General features: G+C 37.3%; 17 protein-coding genes and 1 riboswitch. Of the genes, 1 reads left to right on the top strand and 16 read right to left on the bottom strand.

Annotated features, from left to right (window positions below):
* The first annotated feature begins 63 nt into the window (after positions 1–63).
* Entirely contained in the window at positions 64–951 is an 888-nt protein-coding gene (locus D0Z64_RS03705; RefSeq protein ID WP_127345641.1) for a YitT family protein, read from the top strand.
* Positions 952–975: 24 nt separating this feature from the next.
* Here D0Z64_RS03705 and D0Z64_RS03710 read toward each other — a convergent pair whose 3' ends face one another.
* From D0Z64_RS03710 to D0Z64_RS03785, 16 genes are all read right to left on the bottom strand, one after another.
* Positions 976–2,229: a tetratricopeptide repeat protein gene (locus tag D0Z64_RS03710; RefSeq protein ID WP_040457357.1), complete on the bottom strand. Its 1,254-nt coding sequence runs from the start codon at positions 2,227–2,229 to the stop codon at positions 976–978.
* A 91-nt stretch (positions 2,230–2,320) separates the two neighbouring features.
* Positions 2,321–2,596 carry an HU family DNA-binding protein gene (locus D0Z64_RS03715; protein WP_040457365.1) on the bottom strand — a complete coding sequence of 92 codons (276 nt, stop codon included), beginning with the start codon at positions 2,594–2,596 and terminating at the stop codon, positions 2,321–2,323.
* A gap of 142 nt (positions 2,597–2,738) precedes the next feature.
* Complete coding sequence (gene der / locus D0Z64_RS03720; protein ID WP_127345642.1) at positions 2,739–4,049, bottom strand: ribosome biogenesis GTPase Der; 1,311 nt, start codon at positions 4,047–4,049, stop codon at positions 2,739–2,741.
* Between the two features lie 61 nt (positions 4,050–4,110).
* Positions 4,111–5,316, bottom strand: coding sequence for a 30S ribosomal protein S1 (gene rpsA / locus D0Z64_RS03725; protein WP_127345643.1), 1,206 nt, complete (start codon positions 5,314–5,316; stop codon positions 4,111–4,113).
* 53 nt (positions 5,317–5,369) lie between these two features.
* Complete coding sequence (cmk, locus tag D0Z64_RS03730) at positions 5,370–6,059, bottom strand: (d)CMP kinase (protein ID WP_127345644.1); 690 nt, start codon at positions 6,057–6,059, stop codon at positions 5,370–5,372.
* A gap of 49 nt (positions 6,060–6,108) precedes the next feature.
* Positions 6,109–6,597 carry an SAG1386/EF1546 family surface-associated protein gene (locus D0Z64_RS03735; RefSeq protein ID WP_127345645.1) on the bottom strand — a complete coding sequence of 163 codons (489 nt, stop codon included), beginning with the start codon at positions 6,595–6,597 and terminating at the stop codon, positions 6,109–6,111.
* Between the two features lie 102 nt (positions 6,598–6,699).
* A complete protein-coding gene (locus D0Z64_RS03740) occupies positions 6,700–7,380 on the bottom strand; it encodes an ECF transporter S component (RefSeq protein ID WP_080881427.1) in 681 nt (226 codons plus the stop codon).
* An 86-nt stretch (positions 7,381–7,466) separates the two neighbouring features.
* Positions 7,467–7,581: riboswitch (FMN riboswitch) on the bottom strand.
* A 28-nt stretch (positions 7,582–7,609) separates the two neighbouring features.
* Complete coding sequence (locus tag D0Z64_RS03745; RefSeq protein WP_127345646.1) at positions 7,610–8,329, bottom strand: pseudouridine synthase; 720 nt, start codon at positions 8,327–8,329, stop codon at positions 7,610–7,612.
* Positions 8,330–8,911 (bottom strand): SMC-Scp complex subunit ScpB, encoded by a 582-nt coding sequence (gene scpB / locus D0Z64_RS03750; protein WP_127345647.1) that lies wholly within the window; start codon positions 8,909–8,911, stop codon positions 8,330–8,332.
* Position 8,912: 1 nt separating this feature from the next.
* Complete coding sequence (locus tag D0Z64_RS03755) at positions 8,913–9,644, bottom strand: segregation and condensation protein A (RefSeq protein ID WP_080881430.1); 732 nt, start codon at positions 9,642–9,644, stop codon at positions 8,913–8,915.
* The gene (locus D0Z64_RS03760) at positions 9,637–9,990 is read right to left on the bottom strand and encodes a hypothetical protein (RefSeq protein WP_006352546.1); all 354 of its coding nucleotides are present in this window, start codon (positions 9,988–9,990) and stop codon (positions 9,637–9,639) included. Before D0Z64_RS03760 ends, D0Z64_RS03755 begins: the two co-directional genes overlap by 8 nt.
* An 8-nt stretch (positions 9,991–9,998) precedes the next feature.
* Positions 9,999–10,898 (bottom strand): site-specific tyrosine recombinase XerD, encoded by a 900-nt coding sequence (gene xerD, locus D0Z64_RS03765; RefSeq protein ID WP_127345648.1) that lies wholly within the window; start codon positions 10,896–10,898, stop codon positions 9,999–10,001.
* On the bottom strand, positions 10,891–11,775 hold the full coding sequence (locus D0Z64_RS03770) for a CvfB family protein (protein WP_006352548.1): 885 nt from the start codon (positions 11,773–11,775) through the stop codon (positions 10,891–10,893). Before D0Z64_RS03770 ends, xerD begins: the two co-directional genes overlap by 8 nt.
* Positions 11,776–11,890: 115 nt before the next feature.
* Positions 11,891–13,660, bottom strand: coding sequence for a pyruvate kinase (pyk, locus tag D0Z64_RS03775; protein ID WP_006352549.1), 1,770 nt, complete (start codon positions 13,658–13,660; stop codon positions 11,891–11,893).
* Between the two features lie 29 nt (positions 13,661–13,689).
* The gene (gene pfkA / locus D0Z64_RS03780) at positions 13,690–14,652 is read right to left on the bottom strand and encodes a 6-phosphofructokinase (RefSeq protein ID WP_006352550.1); all 963 of its coding nucleotides are present in this window, start codon (positions 14,650–14,652) and stop codon (positions 13,690–13,692) included.
* Positions 14,653–14,811: 159 nt separating this feature from the next.
* On the bottom strand, positions 14,812–17,934 hold the full coding sequence (locus D0Z64_RS03785; RefSeq protein WP_127345649.1) for a DNA polymerase III subunit alpha: 3,123 nt from the start codon (positions 17,932–17,934) through the stop codon (positions 14,812–14,814).
* Positions 17,935–18,036: the final 102 nt, after the last annotated feature.

Here is an 18,036-nt window from a genome sequence, read left to right on the forward strand (position 1 = left end):
TTATTATGTAATTTAGATAATTATATGTTAATTTTAGGATAGAGAATTTAGGAGGGACAAGCGATGAAAAAAATACTAAATAAAAATACTTTTTTCGAATTATTTATGATCGCTTTGGGATGCGCCATTTATGCCCTAAGTTTGGATATGATTTCGGTGCCAAATAAACTGGCCGACGGAGGTTTGAGCGGAATCGCTCTGCTTCTTCGGCACTTTTGGGGCATTAACATGGGACTTACCACTTTGGTATTAAATATTCCTCTAATTATTTTAGGGTACCGTTTTATGGGCAAACGACTGCTCGCCTATACAATTTGGGGTACCGTTGCTCTTTCTTTCTTCTTATCATTTTGGCGCCTAGTACCAATTATAACGCAACTAAATCTCGAACACGACCTCTTCCTTTCCGCCGCTTTAGCTGGGACTCTCTCTGGCTTAGGACTCGGATTGGTCTTTCGTGATAATGGAACTTCTGGAGGAACCGATATAATCGCTAGGATCTGTCAGATGAAGTATGGTATTTCATCTGGAAAAATGCTGCTGTTTTGCGATGCTGTAGTTTTATTCGTATCCTTATCATATCTTGATATCAAGCACATGATGTATACTCTTCTTGCTTCATTTATTCTCTCAAGAGTTATGGATGCAGTTCAACAAGGCGCATACACTGCGAGAGGCTTGTTAATTATTTCTGATAAGTATCAACAGATCGGTGAAATGATTGATCTTAAACTTAATCGTGGTTTTACCTATCTAAAAGCTTTAGGCGGCTACAAGCAAGATAACAAACGAATCATTTATTTAGTCGTTTCTCCACGTGAAATTCCAACTGTTAAACAACTGATCTTTAATGAAGATCCTAATGCCTTTGTTACGATTATCGAAGTGCATGAGGCCTTAGGAGAAGGTTTTACATATAAAAAGCCACATCGAAAATTCATTAGAAAATAAAAAAGCCGCAAATTTGCGATTTTTTTATTGTAATCGATTAGCCAAATCTTGCATCTCTTCATCAGAGGGAACTATGGCTAGATATTTATCAAGCAGCTGCTTAACAATTTCACTGCTATTAGGTTCAGTATTAAAGAAATAGATCATTTGTTTCAAGAAATCAGGATTCTTTTGAAACTCAGGATAAGCCAATAGGAATTCGCTTTTTGCCTTATCACTTTCATCCAGATTTTCGTAAGAAACTGCCAAATTCCAGTGCGCCTGTGGCTCAATACTGTCATCATCGAGTTTTTCAAATAAAGCATTGTTTTCCTTATATTTGCGTTCATGCAGATACAAGTTGGATAATTGCAAGCGCAAATCACTATTATCAGGAGCAATTTCTAAACCTTTCTGAAGCAAATCTTCTGCAGTCTTGAAATCTTGCAGATTAGCTGCGGCCATAGCCCCCATCGAATACAGTGTTTCATCTAATTCATTATAAGCTAAACCAGCTTGAGCCGAACGCAATACCTGATCGTCGTCATGCTTATGCTGGTAAGCTTGAGCAAGAAGCGGATAGGCATTAACATAATCCGGGCTCTGGTCAATGACTTCATCTAAGTATTTAATTGCTTGATCATCATCTCCAACACTAAGCATAACTAAGCCAGCTTGATATTTGCTATCAATATCCAAAATCGCATTACTGTGTTTTTTAATAACTTGACTAGCTTCTTCATATTGACCAAGCTTTGCCTCTGTCTGAAACAGCCTTTGAATCAAGTTAACCTCACCAAAAGTATCCTGACGTTTGATTAGGTCCTTATAGTGGGCTAAAGCTTCCTCATACTGGCCACTATTAAACTCGAGTTCAGCTAGTCCAAACTTAACTGCATCCTCCTCAGGGGCCAATTTGAGTGCTTGCAATAGCTTATCTTTTGCCGTTTCAAATAGACCATTGGTTTGATAATAATCAGCCTGAACAAGCAAAGATTCCAAATAAGCATCAGAATTTGGTGAAATATTGTAAAGCAAACTTAATCCATCATCATCCTGACCATCGTTTAACAAAATTTCTGCTAAATATACTTTAAATAAGTCTTCATTGGGAAACTTGGCAATCAAAGCACGATAGACATCCTTGGATAAATCGGTAAATCCATAATCAGTTAAATTTTCTGCTAGTGAAGCCAAAATTTCTGGTTGATCATGATCTAATGCCTTTTTTAACAAAATCTTATCTTGCGAAAAATCATGCTTCTCAATCGCGTCTAATAATTGTTCTGAGTATGTCATAGTATCCTCCATTCAGACTTCTATTTTTACATAAAAATAAAGCGTTGGTCAAAGAAAAGACCAACGCTTTATTCTTTTTATGAGCTATTAATTACTTAACAGCATACTTAAGTGCCTTACCTGGTTTAAATGCAGGAACTTCACTTGCTGGAATTTGGATTTCAGCACCGGTTTGAGGGTTACGGCCCTTACGTGCAGCACGATGACGTACTTCGAAAGTACCAAAACCGATTAATTGTACCTTGTTGCCCTTTGAAAGATTTTCTTGAATTGAACTAAAGAGTGCTTCAACAGCAGCAGCAACCTCCTTCTTAGTTAAGTCAGTCTTTGAAGCTACTTCAGAAACTAATTCAGCCTTATTTGCCATTTGAAATTCACCTCCTGAAATTGAATCGAAATTCAATATTATTCCTTTATAAAAGAATAAGGAATCATGATCGTTCAAAATCAATTTTTCCTAAAAACTAAAATATCACAAACAGCTTGTCACAACAAGCTTTCTTATGATTTTATTTACGTTTTCGTGGAATTATTTTAATTGGGGTGCCTTCAAAATTGAAATTCTCACGTAATTGATTTACTAAAAATCTTTGATATGAAAAGTGCATTAATTCCGGATCATTTACAAAGACTACAAATGTTGGCGGATTAGTTTTAACTTGCGTCATGTAGTAGACCCGAAGTCGTTTGCCTTTTACTAAAGGCGTTGGTACAAGCTTGCTTGCTTCCAACAATAAATCATTTAAGACGCTAGACTGAATTCGCTGATTTTCATTTTTATAGACTTCTTTTACTATTTCTGGAATTTGATCAAGTCTTTGACCTGTTTTTGCAGAAACAAATAAAATTGGAGCGTAGTCCAGATACTGAAATTCTTGTCTAATTACTTGTTCAAAATTTTTGCCGCTGCCACTATCTTTTTTAGGAATATCCCATTTATTTACAACGATAATGATACCACGTCCCGCATCATGTGCATATCCGGCCACGTGCTTGTCTTGCTCCCTGATGCCTGTACTTGCATCAAGAACTAATAAAACCACGTCAGATCGATCAATAGCGCTCAATGCACGCATTACAGAATACTTTTCAGTCTTTTCGTAAACTTTTCCGCGTCTTCTTATGCCCGCAGTATCAATTAATCTAAACTTTGTTCCATCTTTACCAATAAAAGGCGTATCGATTGCATCTCGAGTCGTGCCTTCTTGATTGGCAACGATCACTCTTTTTTCGCCTAAAAGCTTGTTAACGATCGAAGATTTACCAACATTAGGACGTCCAATAACACTAAAGGAAATTGTATCTTTATCTTTTTTATCAAGTTCGCGTGGAAACTTGCTAACAATTTCATCAAGTAAATCGCCAATCCCAGTTCCGTGACTTCCAGAAACTGGAATTGGATCTCCCAATCCTAAACTGTAGAAGTCATAGACTTCCGCTCTTAGTTCAGGATTATCAGCCTTGTTAATTGCTAAAATAATTGGCTTTTTAGTGCGATAAAGCAGCTGTGCAACTCGTTCATCAAGATCAGTTACACCATTTACAACGCTGCAAAGCATTACAATGACATCCGCTTCATCAATGGCAATCTCTGCTTGAGCACGAATCTCCTCTTCGATTTTTCCGTCTTCCCAAGTAATACCGCCAGTATCGATTAGATCGAAATTATGTCCCATCCATTCAGCTTGAGCATAATTTCGGTCACGAGTTACACCAGGTTCATCTTCAACAATAGCCAAACGTTCTTTGATAATCCGGTTGAAAAGTGTTGATTTACCCACATTGGGGCGGCCAACAATTGCTACCACTGGTAAAACCATTTTTTCAGCCTCCTTTTAAGAATAAAAAAAGCCGACAGAAGTCGGCTTTTCTTAAATACGATTATTTACGGTCTTTTAATTGGTCACCAATAATGTCACCTAAAGCAAAGCCGTTATCATCGTTACCCATGTACTTCTTATTTACTGAGTTTTCGTTACGTGAACGACGTGGACGAGAACTTTCGTTTGAAGAAGCATTTGAATCTGCAGCTTTAATAGAAAGTGAGATTCTTCTATCACTCGGGTCAATGTTCAAAACTTTAACTTTAACAGTTTGACCAACCTTCAAAACATCACTTGGCTTGTCAACGTGCTTGTTTGAAATTTCTGAAACGTGTACTAAGCCTTGGATACCATCAGCAACTTCAACAAAGGCACCAAAGTTAGTTAATGACTTAACTTCACCTTCAAAAATATCGCCTTCATGTAAGTTTGCAGTAGCTTGTTCAAATGGTGAAGGTTCAGTTTGCTTAATTGACAAGGAGATACGATTTCTGTCATTGTCAATACCAATGACCTTAACCTTAACATCTTGACCAACCTTCAAAACATCACTTGGCTTGTCAACATGCTTGTAAGAAATTTCGGAGATGTGGACTAAACCGTCAACACCACCAACATCAATGAATGCACCGAAGTTAATTAAGCGAGATACTTTACCTTCGATAACATCACCAACAACTAATTGTGAAGCAACCTTATCAAATGCTTCTTCACGTTCTTCTTCAATTAAATCCTTGTGTGAAAGAATCAAACGGTTCTTGTTAGGATCAATTTCAGTAATCTTAAGCTTCATAGTCTTACCCATGTATGGCTTAAGATCTGAAACATAGTGGTTTGAAATTAATGAAGCTGGTAAGAAACCTCTAGTACCAACGTCAACAAGCAAACCACCACGAACTGATGAAGTTACAGTACCTTCAATTGGAGTACCTGCTTCATAGTCCTTTTGCAACTTGTTGTAAGCTTCTCTTTCCTTTAAGCGAGTTAATGAGAAGAAGAATTCACCGTTTTCCTTATCTCCACCAGCTCTTCTTAAAACTAAAGCCTTGAACTTGTCGCCTGTTTTTACTAAATCGCGCAAATCAGCGTTGCGATCTGAAGTGAATTCACGACGGGTAATAACACCTTCGACACCAGCGTTTTCTACACCAACATCAATTTGGCCGTCTTCAATGTCTAATACTTCGACATCAACAATATCTCCGACCTCAACTCCTTGCATTTGCTTTAATGCGTCTAAAAATTGATTACTGTTTTCTGACATATGTACCTCCCAATATCATGTCCCATTTTAAAGGAAACTGAGATATTTTTCTACTATTTTGTGCTATTTTCTTCAATTTTTTTTGATTTTTTTATTTCACTTAAAATTCGATCGACAACTTGGTCAATTGTCATGCTAGTTGTATCAACTTCAATTGCATCATCTGCCTTTTTTAATGGCGAAACTTTACGGTGAGAATCTTTATAATCTCTAGCTGCAATATCCTTCTCAATTTGATCAACGGTCTGATCAGATTTAATTCCTCGTTGTTTTAAATCAAGCAAACGACGTTCTGCTCTTGAACGAGCCGAAGCAACTAAAAAGATTTTGACTTCAGCATCTGGCAAAACCGTAGTTCCAATATCACGGCCATCCATGATTACATCAGTCTTGCCTGCCATTTGTCTTTGCAAAGTCGTCATCTTTTCACGTACTTTAGGCAAAGCAGAAACTTGTGAGACATTGGCAGAGATCTCAGGAGTTCTAATTTCGAATGAAATGTCCTTTCCTGCAGAATAAACTTTTTGTTCGCCGTTTTCTGATTTTAATTCAATGCCATCTTGATCAATTGCCTTTAAAATACCACTTTCATCACCATAATCTAAGCCATGATTGCGTGCAATTACAGTGCATGCTCTATACATGGCACCTGTATCTATATATAAAAAAGACAATTTCTTGGCAATAATTTTTGCTACTGTACTTTTTCCTGCTGAAGCAGGACCATCAATTGCTACTTGCATTCTATCTAAAAAAGAGACTTTACGGTCTCCTTCAATCCTTTCCTAATTTTTATTTCAACTTAAGAGTATCACCGGCTGCAATATTAGAAGTATCGGATAAATTATTCAATTTTGCTAACTCATCAACACTCATGCCATATTTTTCAGCAATGCTAGTTAATGAATCGCCATCTTGTACAACATAGGTAGCTGGCGTACTATCGCTTGAGTTGCTTGAACTGCTTTGTTTAGTCGTTTCGGAGCTCTTTTTAGCTGATTGCTTGGCTTTAGATTTAACAGAAGAACTGCTGCTTTTCTTTGAAGTCTTATTTTCAGAACTAGATTCAGTCTTCTTTACTTTTTGAACTTCAGTTGGCTGTTCAGTCTGTTGAATATGCTGTGATGCAACTTTATGCACTACAGGCACCAAAACTGCCAAGATAATAATTAAAACACTGATTACTATGCCCCAGTGTCCGCCCGACTTTTCATCTTCATTGGCTCTGCTCTCAGTGGGTCGCTCATAATGTTTATAAGGACCTTTTGGATTGTTATCCATTTGGCTTTCCTCCTATTTGTTGACTAAACAAATTTTAGCATAGAATAGGTCTCAGTGAAGCCAAATAAAATAAAAAGACGCATTAGATTGCGTCTTTGATAGCTATAGGTTAAATTTCTTTTGTACAAACGGTTTAATATTTTTTAAAGTTGCTTCAAACAAAATATATACAACCACCGAGTTAACTGCACCTTTGAGCAAATTGAACGGAACAATAATTCCAAAAATATAAGCCTGCATTGATGGCAAATGAAGCAATCCTCCCAAATAATTCTTTACAGTAAAGTTGTATAAGGCCTGATAACTTGAAATTGCGGGGATTTTTGCCATCGATGTCAATGCATATACAGGAGTTAAAATGAATGCATTCGTTAAAGCCAGAACAAGCGTCATCATTAAAATTCCAAGTATTAAGCCCAAAATGGGTTTGAGCCGATTCGAAAGTGAGTGCCGATTCTCTTCTGATACTTTTTTTGATAAAAAATAAAATGGCAATGCAAACGATAAACTTGCCAAAAAGGCAGCTATTTGTCCCACAATTGTCGGTAACGCGAAACCACCGAAAATTAAACTACATAAAGTCCTAATCAGTGTAATGAGCACTCCTGCCCAGGCACCAAACAAAAAGGTTCCAATTGTAATAACCACATCTGAAAAATCAAATTTTAGAAATCCTACGCCAGGAATAATTGGAAACTCAAATTTTTGAACAACGAATGCAATTGCACCAATTAAAGCAAATGCAATCAAATTGGTTAGATTGCTAGAATGCTTACGCTTCATATTTACTTTCCTCCTAAGACAAAAACAAAAAGTCTGTTGCTGAAGCAACAGACTTTTAAAAGCAAGTATAAATTTCTTTTAAGTTGGTCTGTCTTCTTCCATCTAGACTTTAACTATCGGTATTCTTTCGAAATTCAACCACTCTCGTGGGTCGCGGACTTTACCGCCGGTCGGGACTTTCACCCTACCCTGAAGACAACACACTAATATTTAATTGTTCAATCTAAGTTTAGTCAACCTGTTTTAATCTGTCAACTTCTTCACGCGTTAATTCGCGATATTGTCCAGAAGTAAGCGCATGCAAATCCAAAAAAGCGTAGCGCTCTCTGGAGAGTTTTTCTACAGGATGACCAACGGCTTTAAACATTCTTTTGACTTGATGGTAATGACCTTCGTGAATGGTTAATTGAACAATTTGATTGTTCTTCTTTTGATTTGTCTTTAAAATCTTCACCTTGGCTGGTGCACATTTTCTTCCATCCACTTTGACACCCTTTTTAAGCGTCATAATTTGATCTGGTTCCAAAATTCCCTCTATTTTTGCCACATATACTTTAGGAACTTCGTTTTTGGGATGCATTAACAGGTTGGCTAATTTGCCATCATTTGTCATCAACAGCAAGCCAGAAGTATCGTAATCGAGACGACCTACTGGATATAAACGATATGGCAAATCCTCAAAGTAATCGACTACTGTTTTTCTTCCCTTATCGTCATGAGCTGTCGAAACGACACCACGTGGTTTATAAAAAAGATAAGTGTGCAGACTTTCACGTTCAATTGGTTCATCATCCACGGTGATCGTACTAAATGTATCGACTTTGGTACCTAATTTAGTCACTAATTTGCCATCAACTCTTACACGTCCAGCTACAATCATTTTTTCTGCTTTACGTCTAGAAGCGATCCCAGCCTCTGCAATAACTTTTTGCAATCTTTCTAAAGTCATCTATTCTTCTCCTTTTTGATCAGAATCATTCTGTTCGAAATCTAGTCTTTCATTTTCAAAATTCTCATCTTCAAAATCTTCAATTAAAGGCAAATCAGCCAAACTCTTGAAATTAAAATACTGTAAGAAATAATCTGTCGTTACATATAAATTTGGATGTCCTGGTGCATCTTTTTTGCCATTTGCTTTAATTAATCCCCGCCAGACCAAAGTTTGCAAAGCACCTGACGAGTTTACACCGCGAATATCATCAATTTCTACTCTCGTAATTGGCTGACGATATGCCACAATTGAAAGAATTTCAAGTGCGGATTGGCTCAATGTTTTAGTCAAATCTTTTGAAAAGTACTTTTCGATTATTTCGCCCGTATCGGGGTTAGTAGTCATTTTGAATAAATCATTAATTTGAATTACCTGCAAGCCAGAATCAGGATCATTTTCGTATTTTCGTTTAAGCTTAACCGTTAAATTATTAAGCTCTGTCTCAGTTACATGCAGCAATTCACATAGATTATTAATGCTTAAACCATTATCACCTGCTATATAGAGCAATGATTCAAGTTTTCCTAATTTTGTTGACATGCTAATTTTTTCTTTCTATCTCTAAATCACCAAAAGTACGGTTTTGTTTTAATACAACTAAGTGCTTTTTACATAATTCAAGGCTTGCTAAAAAGAGCCCGATTACATCGGACAAATTATTCATTCGCGGCACACAGGAAAAGAAACTTACTTTGCCTTCTTTATCAATTCTGTCTTTTAAGTAAGAAATCATTTCACCGATTGGCGTTTCCTGCACTTTAATTGCTACTGAACTGGGTTGTTTAAGTTTCATTTTGTGGATGATCATCGCAAAAGTTGCGCCCAATTCTTTTTCAGTAATTTGTCCTAACGGTAATGGTTGAATTTTTTGATCTTTAGAAATACTTGGTTCCTTTGCAACAACAACTGGGGCTTCTTCATTTTTTTCTTTAAAAAAGCTTGATATCTTTTTAAAAACAGAATACTGCACCAGTTGTTGAACCAGTTCATCTCGCGGGTCTTCCGCTTGTTCATCATCGTCAACAAAATCATTTTGAGGTAAAAGATATTGCGATTTAATCCGTAAAAGAGTGGATGACATTACAAAATATTCTCCAGCAATTTGTAAATTTAATTGCTGCATCTTTTTTAAATAATCCAGATACTGACTGGTAATTTGGGCAATTGGAATATCATAGATATCAATTTTCTGTGATCTGATCAAATGAAGCAAAAGATCTAATGGTCCTTCAAAGTTAGGCAGTTCTAATGTTAAATTATCTTTTTTAGTCATTATTCTTGTCCAGCTTCAATAAATAAGTAAATTCGGGCAAAGCCGTGATTTTTTTATTTGGATAATTATCCTTTAAATCAGACAGAATTTTTCGTTCATGCTCTTCATCACGATATCCTGGTGCTAGCGAAAGATAGCGAATTACAATAAAATGATCATCATTTTGCGTACCAATCACACCAATAATGTTCGATTCATCATTACGATACAGAAAAAGCTGAAAATCATTCTTGGCCTGATTTAATCTCATTTCATCTTTTAAATTGTCAAGATTTTTAAAGTCCGGTAAATAAGACAACAACCCCATTGTTGTTTTTTCAAAATCTTTTTTATATTGAATTAGCATCTAATCACCTAAGCCCTTGGATGTGTTTCTCTGTACACCTCAAGAATATGTTTTTGTGTCAAATTAGTATATATCTGAGTCGTACTGATATCGGAGTGACCTAATATTTCTTGAACAACCCTTAAATCCGCACCATTTTCTAATAAGTGCGTAGCAAAAGTATGTCTTAAAGTATGAGGAGTAACGTCCTTATTGATATTTGCAAGCTGGCAGTAGTGTTTAATAATTTGCCATACAGCTTGACGGGTTAAAGAACCACCTCGATTATTTAAAAAGACAAATTCTGTATTTCTTCCTTGTTTTAGAACTAAAGATTCACGAACTTCTTTTTCATATTTTGCAAGCCAATCCAAAGCAATGTTGCTTACAGGAACCAGACGTTCTTTTGACCCCTTGCCAAACACCTTGATCAATTTCAAATCTGGATGAACATCTTCTAGCTGTAAATTGATTACTTCGCTAACCCGCATTCCAGTTGCATACATCATTTCTAATAATGCGCGGTCACGCAGACCCAACTTTTTCTCAACGTTTGGGGCAGCTAACAGCCGATCCATTTCATCTTGTGTTAAAGCAACTGGCAAACGCCGCTGCTTTTTAGGAGAATCAATTTCAATCATTGGATTTAATTTTTGAATATTTTGTCTAGCAAGCCACTGATAAAACTTGCGTAAACTAGAAATCATACGACTGATCGAACTTGAAGCTTTATTTAAATCTTTTTGCCTTGCTAAAAAAGCATCTATTTCGACTGCCTCAGTCGGCCAAGAATCTATTTTTTCCTGTTGCAAGAAATTTAAAAACTCTGTCAGATCCTGTCTGTACGCAGTTATCGTATTTTCGCTTAATCCACGTTCAATTTGTCCAAAACGCAGATAATCTTCAATTTGATCATTTAATTTAGTCATCTTTTTGTTCAGGATCTTTAATTAAAGTAATAGTTCCGTTCTCTTTATCTTCAACAACCAATTTTGCCTTTAATAAGTGGCCCAATGCACGTTTAAATGCTGATTTTGAAATGCCAAAATAGTTCTTAATTTCTTGAGCGTCTGACTTATCATAAAACGGTAAAGTTTTGGTCTCTTTACGACGCAAACTCATCAAAATCATTTGTGCATCATCATCGATTTCTTCAAAGGCACGCGGCAAATTGCTTAAATTAAGTCGACCGTACTGACTAATGCCAATTACCCGACCTTTAAATTGCTCACCTAAGTGCAAAGTCCTACCCATTTGTGATTCAGGAACAAATCCAAGATAATATTCATTCGTTAAAACGAATGCACCTATTTCTCTACTTGAGTAAACAGTCGCAAATACATTTTTGTTGTTCATATTGTTTGGAAAACTTGCAGACAATTGTTCGAAAATATTTTCATCTGCTAGTTTTGCCCAAATTCGTTCTTTTTTGTCAGTTTCAAGACGAACTAAAAGACGATCGTCTTTTCGAGGCCACCTTTCTTTATCCAGTGGCAAATCATCCATAGAAACAACGATGTCTTTATCTGGTAAGCCTACATCAACGAAAACTCCTAAACCATAACGAACTTCGGTTACCTTGCCCCAGCCATATTGATCTGGACCAGCGAAAGGCAAAAATTGCGTCATTTCACGTTCATGATTCTTATTATCATAAATAAAACCTGTGACTTGATCGCCAACTTTAGGAATTTCATCCTGAGTTAGCTCATGTTTTTTTAATTCATAAGTAATTCCATCAATTTGGACAAAAAATGCATTTTCATTTTGGTCGGTTACTTTTCCAGTTTGAATAGTTCCAAGCATATTAATCTCCTACTTTACATATTCCTTTTACCAGTATACCCAAAATTTGGGCAAAATAAAATAGCCAGCCGCGCTAGCTGACTATTTTATTTACTTTTTAATTAATCTTAATTGATTAAAGGTTTGAGATTTCACCTTGGTAAATAGCACCACGACGTGCATCAACAGTGATAGTAGTACCATCAGAAATCTTATCAGTTGCATCAGTAGTACCAACAACAACTGGGATACCTAATGACAAACCAACAACTGCGGCATGTGAAGTCAAACCAGAAGCTTCAACAACTAAGCCTGAAGCCTTCTTAATAGCTGGCATGTAGTCAGGGTCAGTTACCTTAGAAACTAAGATGTCGCCTTCCTTAACTTTGCTGTTAGCTTCTTCAGCTGAGTTAGCAACTACAGCCTTACCAACAACTGAGCCATTACCTACACCTAAACCTTGTGCAAGCTTGTTACCAATGATTTGTAACTTCATTACGTTAGTAGTACCAGATTCACCAACTGGAACACCAGCAACGATAATTACAAGGTCGCCATTCTTAACTAGGCCCTTTTCCTTAGCAACTTTAGCAGCCATTTCGAACATGTCATCAGTTGACTTAGGTTTTCTAGTCAATACAGGAATTACGCCCCAAACGATACCCAATGAGTGTTGGATCTTTTCATCAAAGGTCATAGCAATAATGTCTGCATTTGGACGGTACTTAGAAATCATACGAGCAGTGTAACCTGACTTAGTTGCTGCGATGATAGTCTTAACGCCCAATTCTTGAGCAGTACGTACAACTGATTCACCAATAGCTTCAGTAACGTTTGAGCCCTTGTATTCTTCGAATCTTTGAAGAGCTAAAGTGTTACGCTTAAGCAATTCCTTTTCAGTACGTTCGTCAATTTCAGCCATAGCCTTAACAGCTTTAACTGGGTACAAACCATTTGCTGATTCACCTGAAAGCATAGTTGCGTCAGTACCATCAAGAACAGCGTTAGCAACGTCAGAAACTTCGGCACGAGTTGGACGTGGATTTTCTTGCATTGAGTCAAGCATTTGAGTAGCAGTGATAACTGGCTTACCAAGCGCATTAGCTTTCTTGATCAGGTCCTTTTGTACAAATGGAACTTCCATGAATGGAATTTCAACACCCATGTCACCACGAGCAACCATCAAACCATCTGAAACTTGTAAGATTTCGTCTGCGTTGTCAATACCTTCTTGAGATTCAATCTTAGGGAAGATCTTAACGTAGTCAGCACCTGCTTCTTCACAAAGCTTACGAATATCTAAGATATCTTGAGCCTTACGTGCAAATGAAGCAGTAATGAAGTTAATACCGTGTTGTAAACCAAACTTAATATCGTTAGTATCCTTTTCAGTGATACCTGGAAGGCGGATTTCAACACCTGGTGCGTTAACACCCTTCTTTGAACCGATGACACCGGTGTTTTGAGCTTCACAAACAAGTTCTCTCTTAGCATCATCCTTTTCCTTGATCAAAAGGTCAACCAAACCATCATCGATCAATACGTGACCACCAACATGGGTATCATCGTACAAACCTTCGTAGGTAACGTGGATCATGTCCTTGTTACCTTTCTTGGTATCATCCATAGAAATACGGATCTTGTCACCAGTGTTAATAGTGAACTTGCCGCCTTCTTGTTCGGTGGTTCTGATTTCAGCACCCTTAGTATCAAGGTCGATACCAAGAAGCATGCCAGTATCCTTTTCCACTTGACGAACCATCTTCATACGTGCCAAGTGTTCTGCGTGATCACCGTGTGAGAAGTTGAAACGGAATACGTTTGCACCAGCTTTTGCTAAAGCAGTAATAGTTTCAATATCGTTTGAAGCTGGCCCTAAAGTACTAACAATCTTAGTTTTCTTCATTATTTAAAAAATCCTCTCCAAAAAATCGACTAATCTTTAGTCATTTCTTCATTAACATCCAACAGTGAGTAGTCGCCTTCATGTTTACCATCAAACAGATCAAGAATGTCGTGGGTATTTAACTTACCATTCTCCATGCCGACAGCTAACCCGCCTTTACCATCAAGAAGTAAGTTAACAGCATAATTACCCATCTTAGTAGCATTTACTCTATCTGCGACAGTTGGTGAACCACCACGTTGCATATGGCCAAGTACATTAGCACGAGCGTCAAAGTCACCGTACTTCAAAAGTTCTTTTCTGAAGTCATCAGCACTCATAACACCTTCAGCTAATACAACAAGACCATGGTCTTTGCCATCAGCAAAGCCTTGCTTAAGAGTCTTAGCAATCTTCTTGATATCATAGTCACGTTCAGGAACAACGATTGCATCAGCTCCACTAGCTACACCAACACGCATTGCAATGTCGCCGCATTCACGGCCCATTACATTAACAATGAACACGCGGTGGTGACTGCTTGCTGTGTCACGAATCTTATCGATTGCGTCCATAGCAGTACGACAAGCAGAATCATAACCGATAGTATATTCAGTATAAGGAATGTCATTATCAATAGTTCCTGGCAAACCAACTGAATTAATACCAAGACGTGTTAAAGCTAAAGCACCGTGGTAAGATCCGTCACCGCCAATAACGATAACAGCATCAATACCGTGCTTTCTTAATTGCTCTGCACCCTTCTTTTGCACATTTTCTTGTGCAAATTCAGGATAACGTGCAGAATACAAGAAAGTACCACCTTGGTTGATCGTATGGTCAACGTCTTCCGCAGTAAGCGGAACGAAGTCACCTGCAACCAAGCCAGCAAAACCATAACGAATACCCATTACTTCAAGTCCGTGATGGATTGCAGTCTTAGTAACCGCTCTGATTGCTGCATTCATACCAGGGGCGTCGCCACCACTAGTTAAAATACCAATCCGTTTCATGAATTCACCTCATCATGATTATTTGTGTAATTTCTCACATCAACTAAATCTTACCATTTTTCGAGCTAAAAATCTCATAAAAAATCCTTTTATTTGTTGAATTAATGGTAAATTTAAATAATAGCGCTTACACCACTGACAATAGGGTAAAAATTTTATTTATTCTTTAAAGTTCACGCGTTTCAAGTTAGTTAACAAATATTGCTTTTTGCTAGAATTGTAACGATCGCCCTGACACTTTACACCCAGCAAATAAATGTCGCCCTCTTTAAGTACTGAATGTATTTGATCATAAATTCGCGGAAAAATCGTAACTTCCTGCTGACTGCTTGAATCTGCAAAGCTGGCAAAAGCCATTGTTTGTCCTTTCTTGGTTCTAATTAATTTTAATTTCATTAACTTTCCAACACAGACACTGTTTTCATTGATATCAACTTGATTCAAGGCCTTAGCGTTAAATTTTTGCGCATACTTTTGAACGACGATCAATGGTGTAGTTGTGGTAGAAAATCCCAACACTTTTTCTTCCATATCAGCGCGTTGACTGCTTGTTGGAGCCGCTGCTTTCTTGATCGGTGCATCCCCAAGAATCTCGGACAATGAAAGATTTTGCCCCGTTAATTGCACATTTTCAATCATTTCTTTGCAATTTACCAGCAATTCATTGCGATTATCATTTAAATGATCAAAACAGCCTGCCATGATCAGCGCTTTAATTGGATCTAACTGCAAATATTTCAGCTCAATCTTACGTAAAAAATCATCAAGTGATTTTATCGGCTTTTTTAGCTGAACAATGCTTTTCGTAAAATCATTTCGCAGTCCCTTGATTGCCTTTAACCCCACTAAAATTTGTCCTTTTAGCAGTTTAAAATCTAAACCGCTTTGATTGATGTCTGGTGGCAAAATTCTAATTCCTGCTTCTTGCGCCTGCATGATATAATTTTGGGCCTTTAATTTGCTTGCCCCTGAAGAATTCAGCAATGCAGTATAAAAAGCAGCTGGATAATGAACCTTTAAATAGGCTAACCAATAAGCAATTTTGGTATAAGCGACAGCATGCGACCTGTTAAAGCCATAGTTGGCAAATTGCTCAATATATTGATAAACGCGTTCACCTACTTGCTTAGAGTGACCTTTTTGAATTGTCCCTTCAATGAACTTCGCTTTTTCTTGTTCAATCAATGCTTGATTTTTCTTAGACATGGCTCTGCGAAGAAGGTCAGCCTCGCCTAAACTAAAGCCTGCTAAAATTTGAGCAGTCTGCATGACCTGTTCCTGATAAACCAAGATGCCATAAGTAGGAGCTAGAATTTGCTTCAAGCTTGGATCCGGATAAACAATAGCTTGCTCCCCTTTTTTACGTGCAATAAAAGTATCTATGTTCTGCATTGGACCTGGACGGTAAAGGGCATTAACCGCAACTAAATCCTCAAAATTATCAGGTGACAGCTTTCGAAGAACTTTTCTAATGCCTTCAGATTCAAATTGAAAGACAGCATCAGTTTTACCTGCACGAAACAATTCTAAAGTCTTTGCATCGTTTAACGGAATTTTGTTGGGATCGATATTTATTCCCTGACTTTTAATTAAAGCTAAGGTATTGCCTAAAATGGTTAGATTGCGTAAACCCAAAAAGTCAATTTTTAACAAACCTAATGATTCAACATATTTTTTGGTTTGCTGTGTTACAGGAATCCCCAATTGACCGGCTTGCAAGCCTGAAATGCTGGCAATCGAATTATCACTGATTACTAATCCGGCCGCATGAATCGAATAATGGCGCGGCAACCCTTCCAAAGCGCGTGCCGTTTGGAAAAGAAGCTTATTCTCAGATGTTGAATCAACAATCAAGCGCGTCTGGCGAGACTCCTGATAGGCTTCATTCAATGTGATTTTTCCTTTTGAATATGGAACAGCGTCAGCCCATTTATTAAGTTCAACCACACTTAATCCAAAAACGCGACCAGTATCCCGCAGCGCTTGTTTTGCCGCCAAGGTACCAAAAGTTAAAATTTGAGCTGCATGATCCATCCCATATTTACGATACATATATTTTATGACATCGTCTCTCCTAGTATCGGGGATATCCAAGTCAATATCAGGCATTTCATGTCGAGCTGGATTTAAAAATCTTTCAAAAAGAAGATGATATTCTAGCGGATCGACTTCGGTAATTCTTAAGGCATAGGAAACTAAAGAACCACATGCTGACCCACGTCCGGGACCAGTAGTAATGCCAGCTCTATGGCAATAATTGATTACATCCCAAACGATTAGAAAATAATCATCAAAACCCATGCGATTTATTACATCTAGCTCATAACGCAACCGTTTTTGATAAGCTTCTGGGACGTTTTTACCCTTAAAACGTGCCTTTAAGCCGTTCTGAGCCAAATAAAGCAAATACTCTTTCGAACTAGCGAATTTATCTTGATGATATTTTGGCAGAACTGGCTTTTGAAAAATCACTTCAGCATTACATTCTTCTGCGATTTTCCAAGTATTATTCAAGGCTTGATCTAGGTAGAAATCGTGATAGCGAGAAAAAAGCTCTTCTCCCTCTGCCAAATAATGCGATCCTGTTTGTTTAGAAAGGGGAACGATATCTTGCAGCTTATCCCCTTGTTTTATTGCCTGCAAAGTTTTACGCAAAAAGTGATCTTGCGGATTTAAATACTGACAATCTTCAGTCGCAACAAGAGGTAAAGCAAATTGCTTTGCTAAAGACTGAATATAATCAATGTAATTATTTTGATTCTTGCTTGCGTAAACGCCTAAATATAGCTGACTTGTGGCAGGAACAATCTCTTTTAATTCACGAACAAAATCGGCTCCCAACTGATCATTACGCTGCGAAAGCATTACCAGCTCACCATGCTGATTAGCCGGGACAATTATAACCATTTCATCTAAATACTTAGTCAATTCTTTTAGAGTAAGAATTTTATTATTGTTACCATTATCTGTCAGCAAATTGATTGCACTAGAAAGGCGTAACAAATTATGGTAGCCAGCATTGCTTTTGGCGATTGCAATCAAATCATATTTTGAAGTAGGATCGATCAAACCATTGATTCTGATTTGCATCCCCAGCAGAGCTTTAATGCCGACCTCTTTAGCCAACTCAAAAAAATTGACCAATCCATAAGTCACATTGATATCTGTTAAAGCAACGGCACCATAATTTCTTTTTTTGGCAGTCGTAAGCAAATCTTTAACTCTAGTTGGACTTTCCAGCAAAGAAAAAGCACTTAGATTTTGCAATGCTGCAATTTTCATTGTTTGGCCTCCTGTTCTTTTATAAATAGTATAACAAATCACCTTTAAATTAATGGATTGAAAACATTCTTTATTTTTGATAAAATCGTGAGATGAAAGAAG

This window comes from Lactobacillus amylolyticus, from assembly GCF_003999355.1.
Lineage (GTDB): Bacteria > Bacillota > Bacilli > Lactobacillales > Lactobacillaceae > Lactobacillus > Lactobacillus amylolyticus.

Coding starts and splice junctions, on each gene's coding strand:
- D0Z64_RS03705 (WP_127345641.1), top strand. CDS start 64: ATGAAAAAAATACTAAATAAAAATACTTTTTTCGAATTATTTATGATC.
- D0Z64_RS03710 (WP_040457357.1), bottom strand. CDS start 2,229: ATGACATACTCAGAACAATTATTAGACGCGATTGAGAAGCATGATTTT.
- D0Z64_RS03715 (WP_040457365.1), bottom strand. CDS start 2,596: ATGGCAAATAAGGCTGAATTAGTTTCTGAAGTAGCTTCAAAGACTGAC.
- der (WP_127345642.1), bottom strand. CDS start 4,049: ATGGTTTTACCAGTGGTAGCAATTGTTGGCCGCCCCAATGTGGGTAAA.
- rpsA (WP_127345643.1), bottom strand. CDS start 5,316: ATGTCAGAAAACAGTAATCAATTTTTAGACGCATTAAAGCAAATGCAA.
- cmk (WP_127345644.1), bottom strand. CDS start 6,059: ATGCAAGTAGCAATTGATGGTCCTGCTTCAGCAGGAAAAAGTACAGTA.
- D0Z64_RS03735 (WP_127345645.1), bottom strand. CDS start 6,597: ATGGATAACAATCCAAAAGGTCCTTATAAACATTATGAGCGACCCACT.
- D0Z64_RS03740 (WP_080881427.1), bottom strand. CDS start 7,380: ATGAAGCGTAAGCATTCTAGCAATCTAACCAATTTGATTGCATTTGCT.
- D0Z64_RS03745 (WP_127345646.1), bottom strand. CDS start 8,329: ATGACTTTAGAAAGATTGCAAAAAGTTATTGCAGAGGCTGGGATCGCT.
- scpB (WP_127345647.1), bottom strand. CDS start 8,911: ATGTCAACAAAATTAGGAAAACTTGAATCATTGCTCTATATAGCAGGT.
- D0Z64_RS03755 (WP_080881430.1), bottom strand. CDS start 9,644: ATGACTAAAAAAGATAATTTAACATTAGAACTGCCTAACTTTGAAGGA.
- D0Z64_RS03760 (WP_006352546.1), bottom strand. CDS start 9,990: ATGCTAATTCAATATAAAAAAGATTTTGAAAAAACAACAATGGGGTTG.
- xerD (WP_127345648.1), bottom strand. CDS start 10,898: ATGACTAAATTAAATGATCAAATTGAAGATTATCTGCGTTTTGGACAA.
- D0Z64_RS03770 (WP_006352548.1), bottom strand. CDS start 11,775: ATGCTTGGAACTATTCAAACTGGAAAAGTAACCGACCAAAATGAAAAT.
- pyk (WP_006352549.1), bottom strand. CDS start 13,660: ATGAAGAAAACTAAGATTGTTAGTACTTTAGGGCCAGCTTCAAACGAT.
- pfkA (WP_006352550.1), bottom strand. CDS start 14,652: ATGAAACGGATTGGTATTTTAACTAGTGGTGGCGACGCCCCTGGTATG.
- D0Z64_RS03785 (WP_127345649.1), bottom strand. CDS start 17,934: ATGAAAATTGCAGCATTGCAAAATCTAAGTGCTTTTTCTTTGCTGGAA.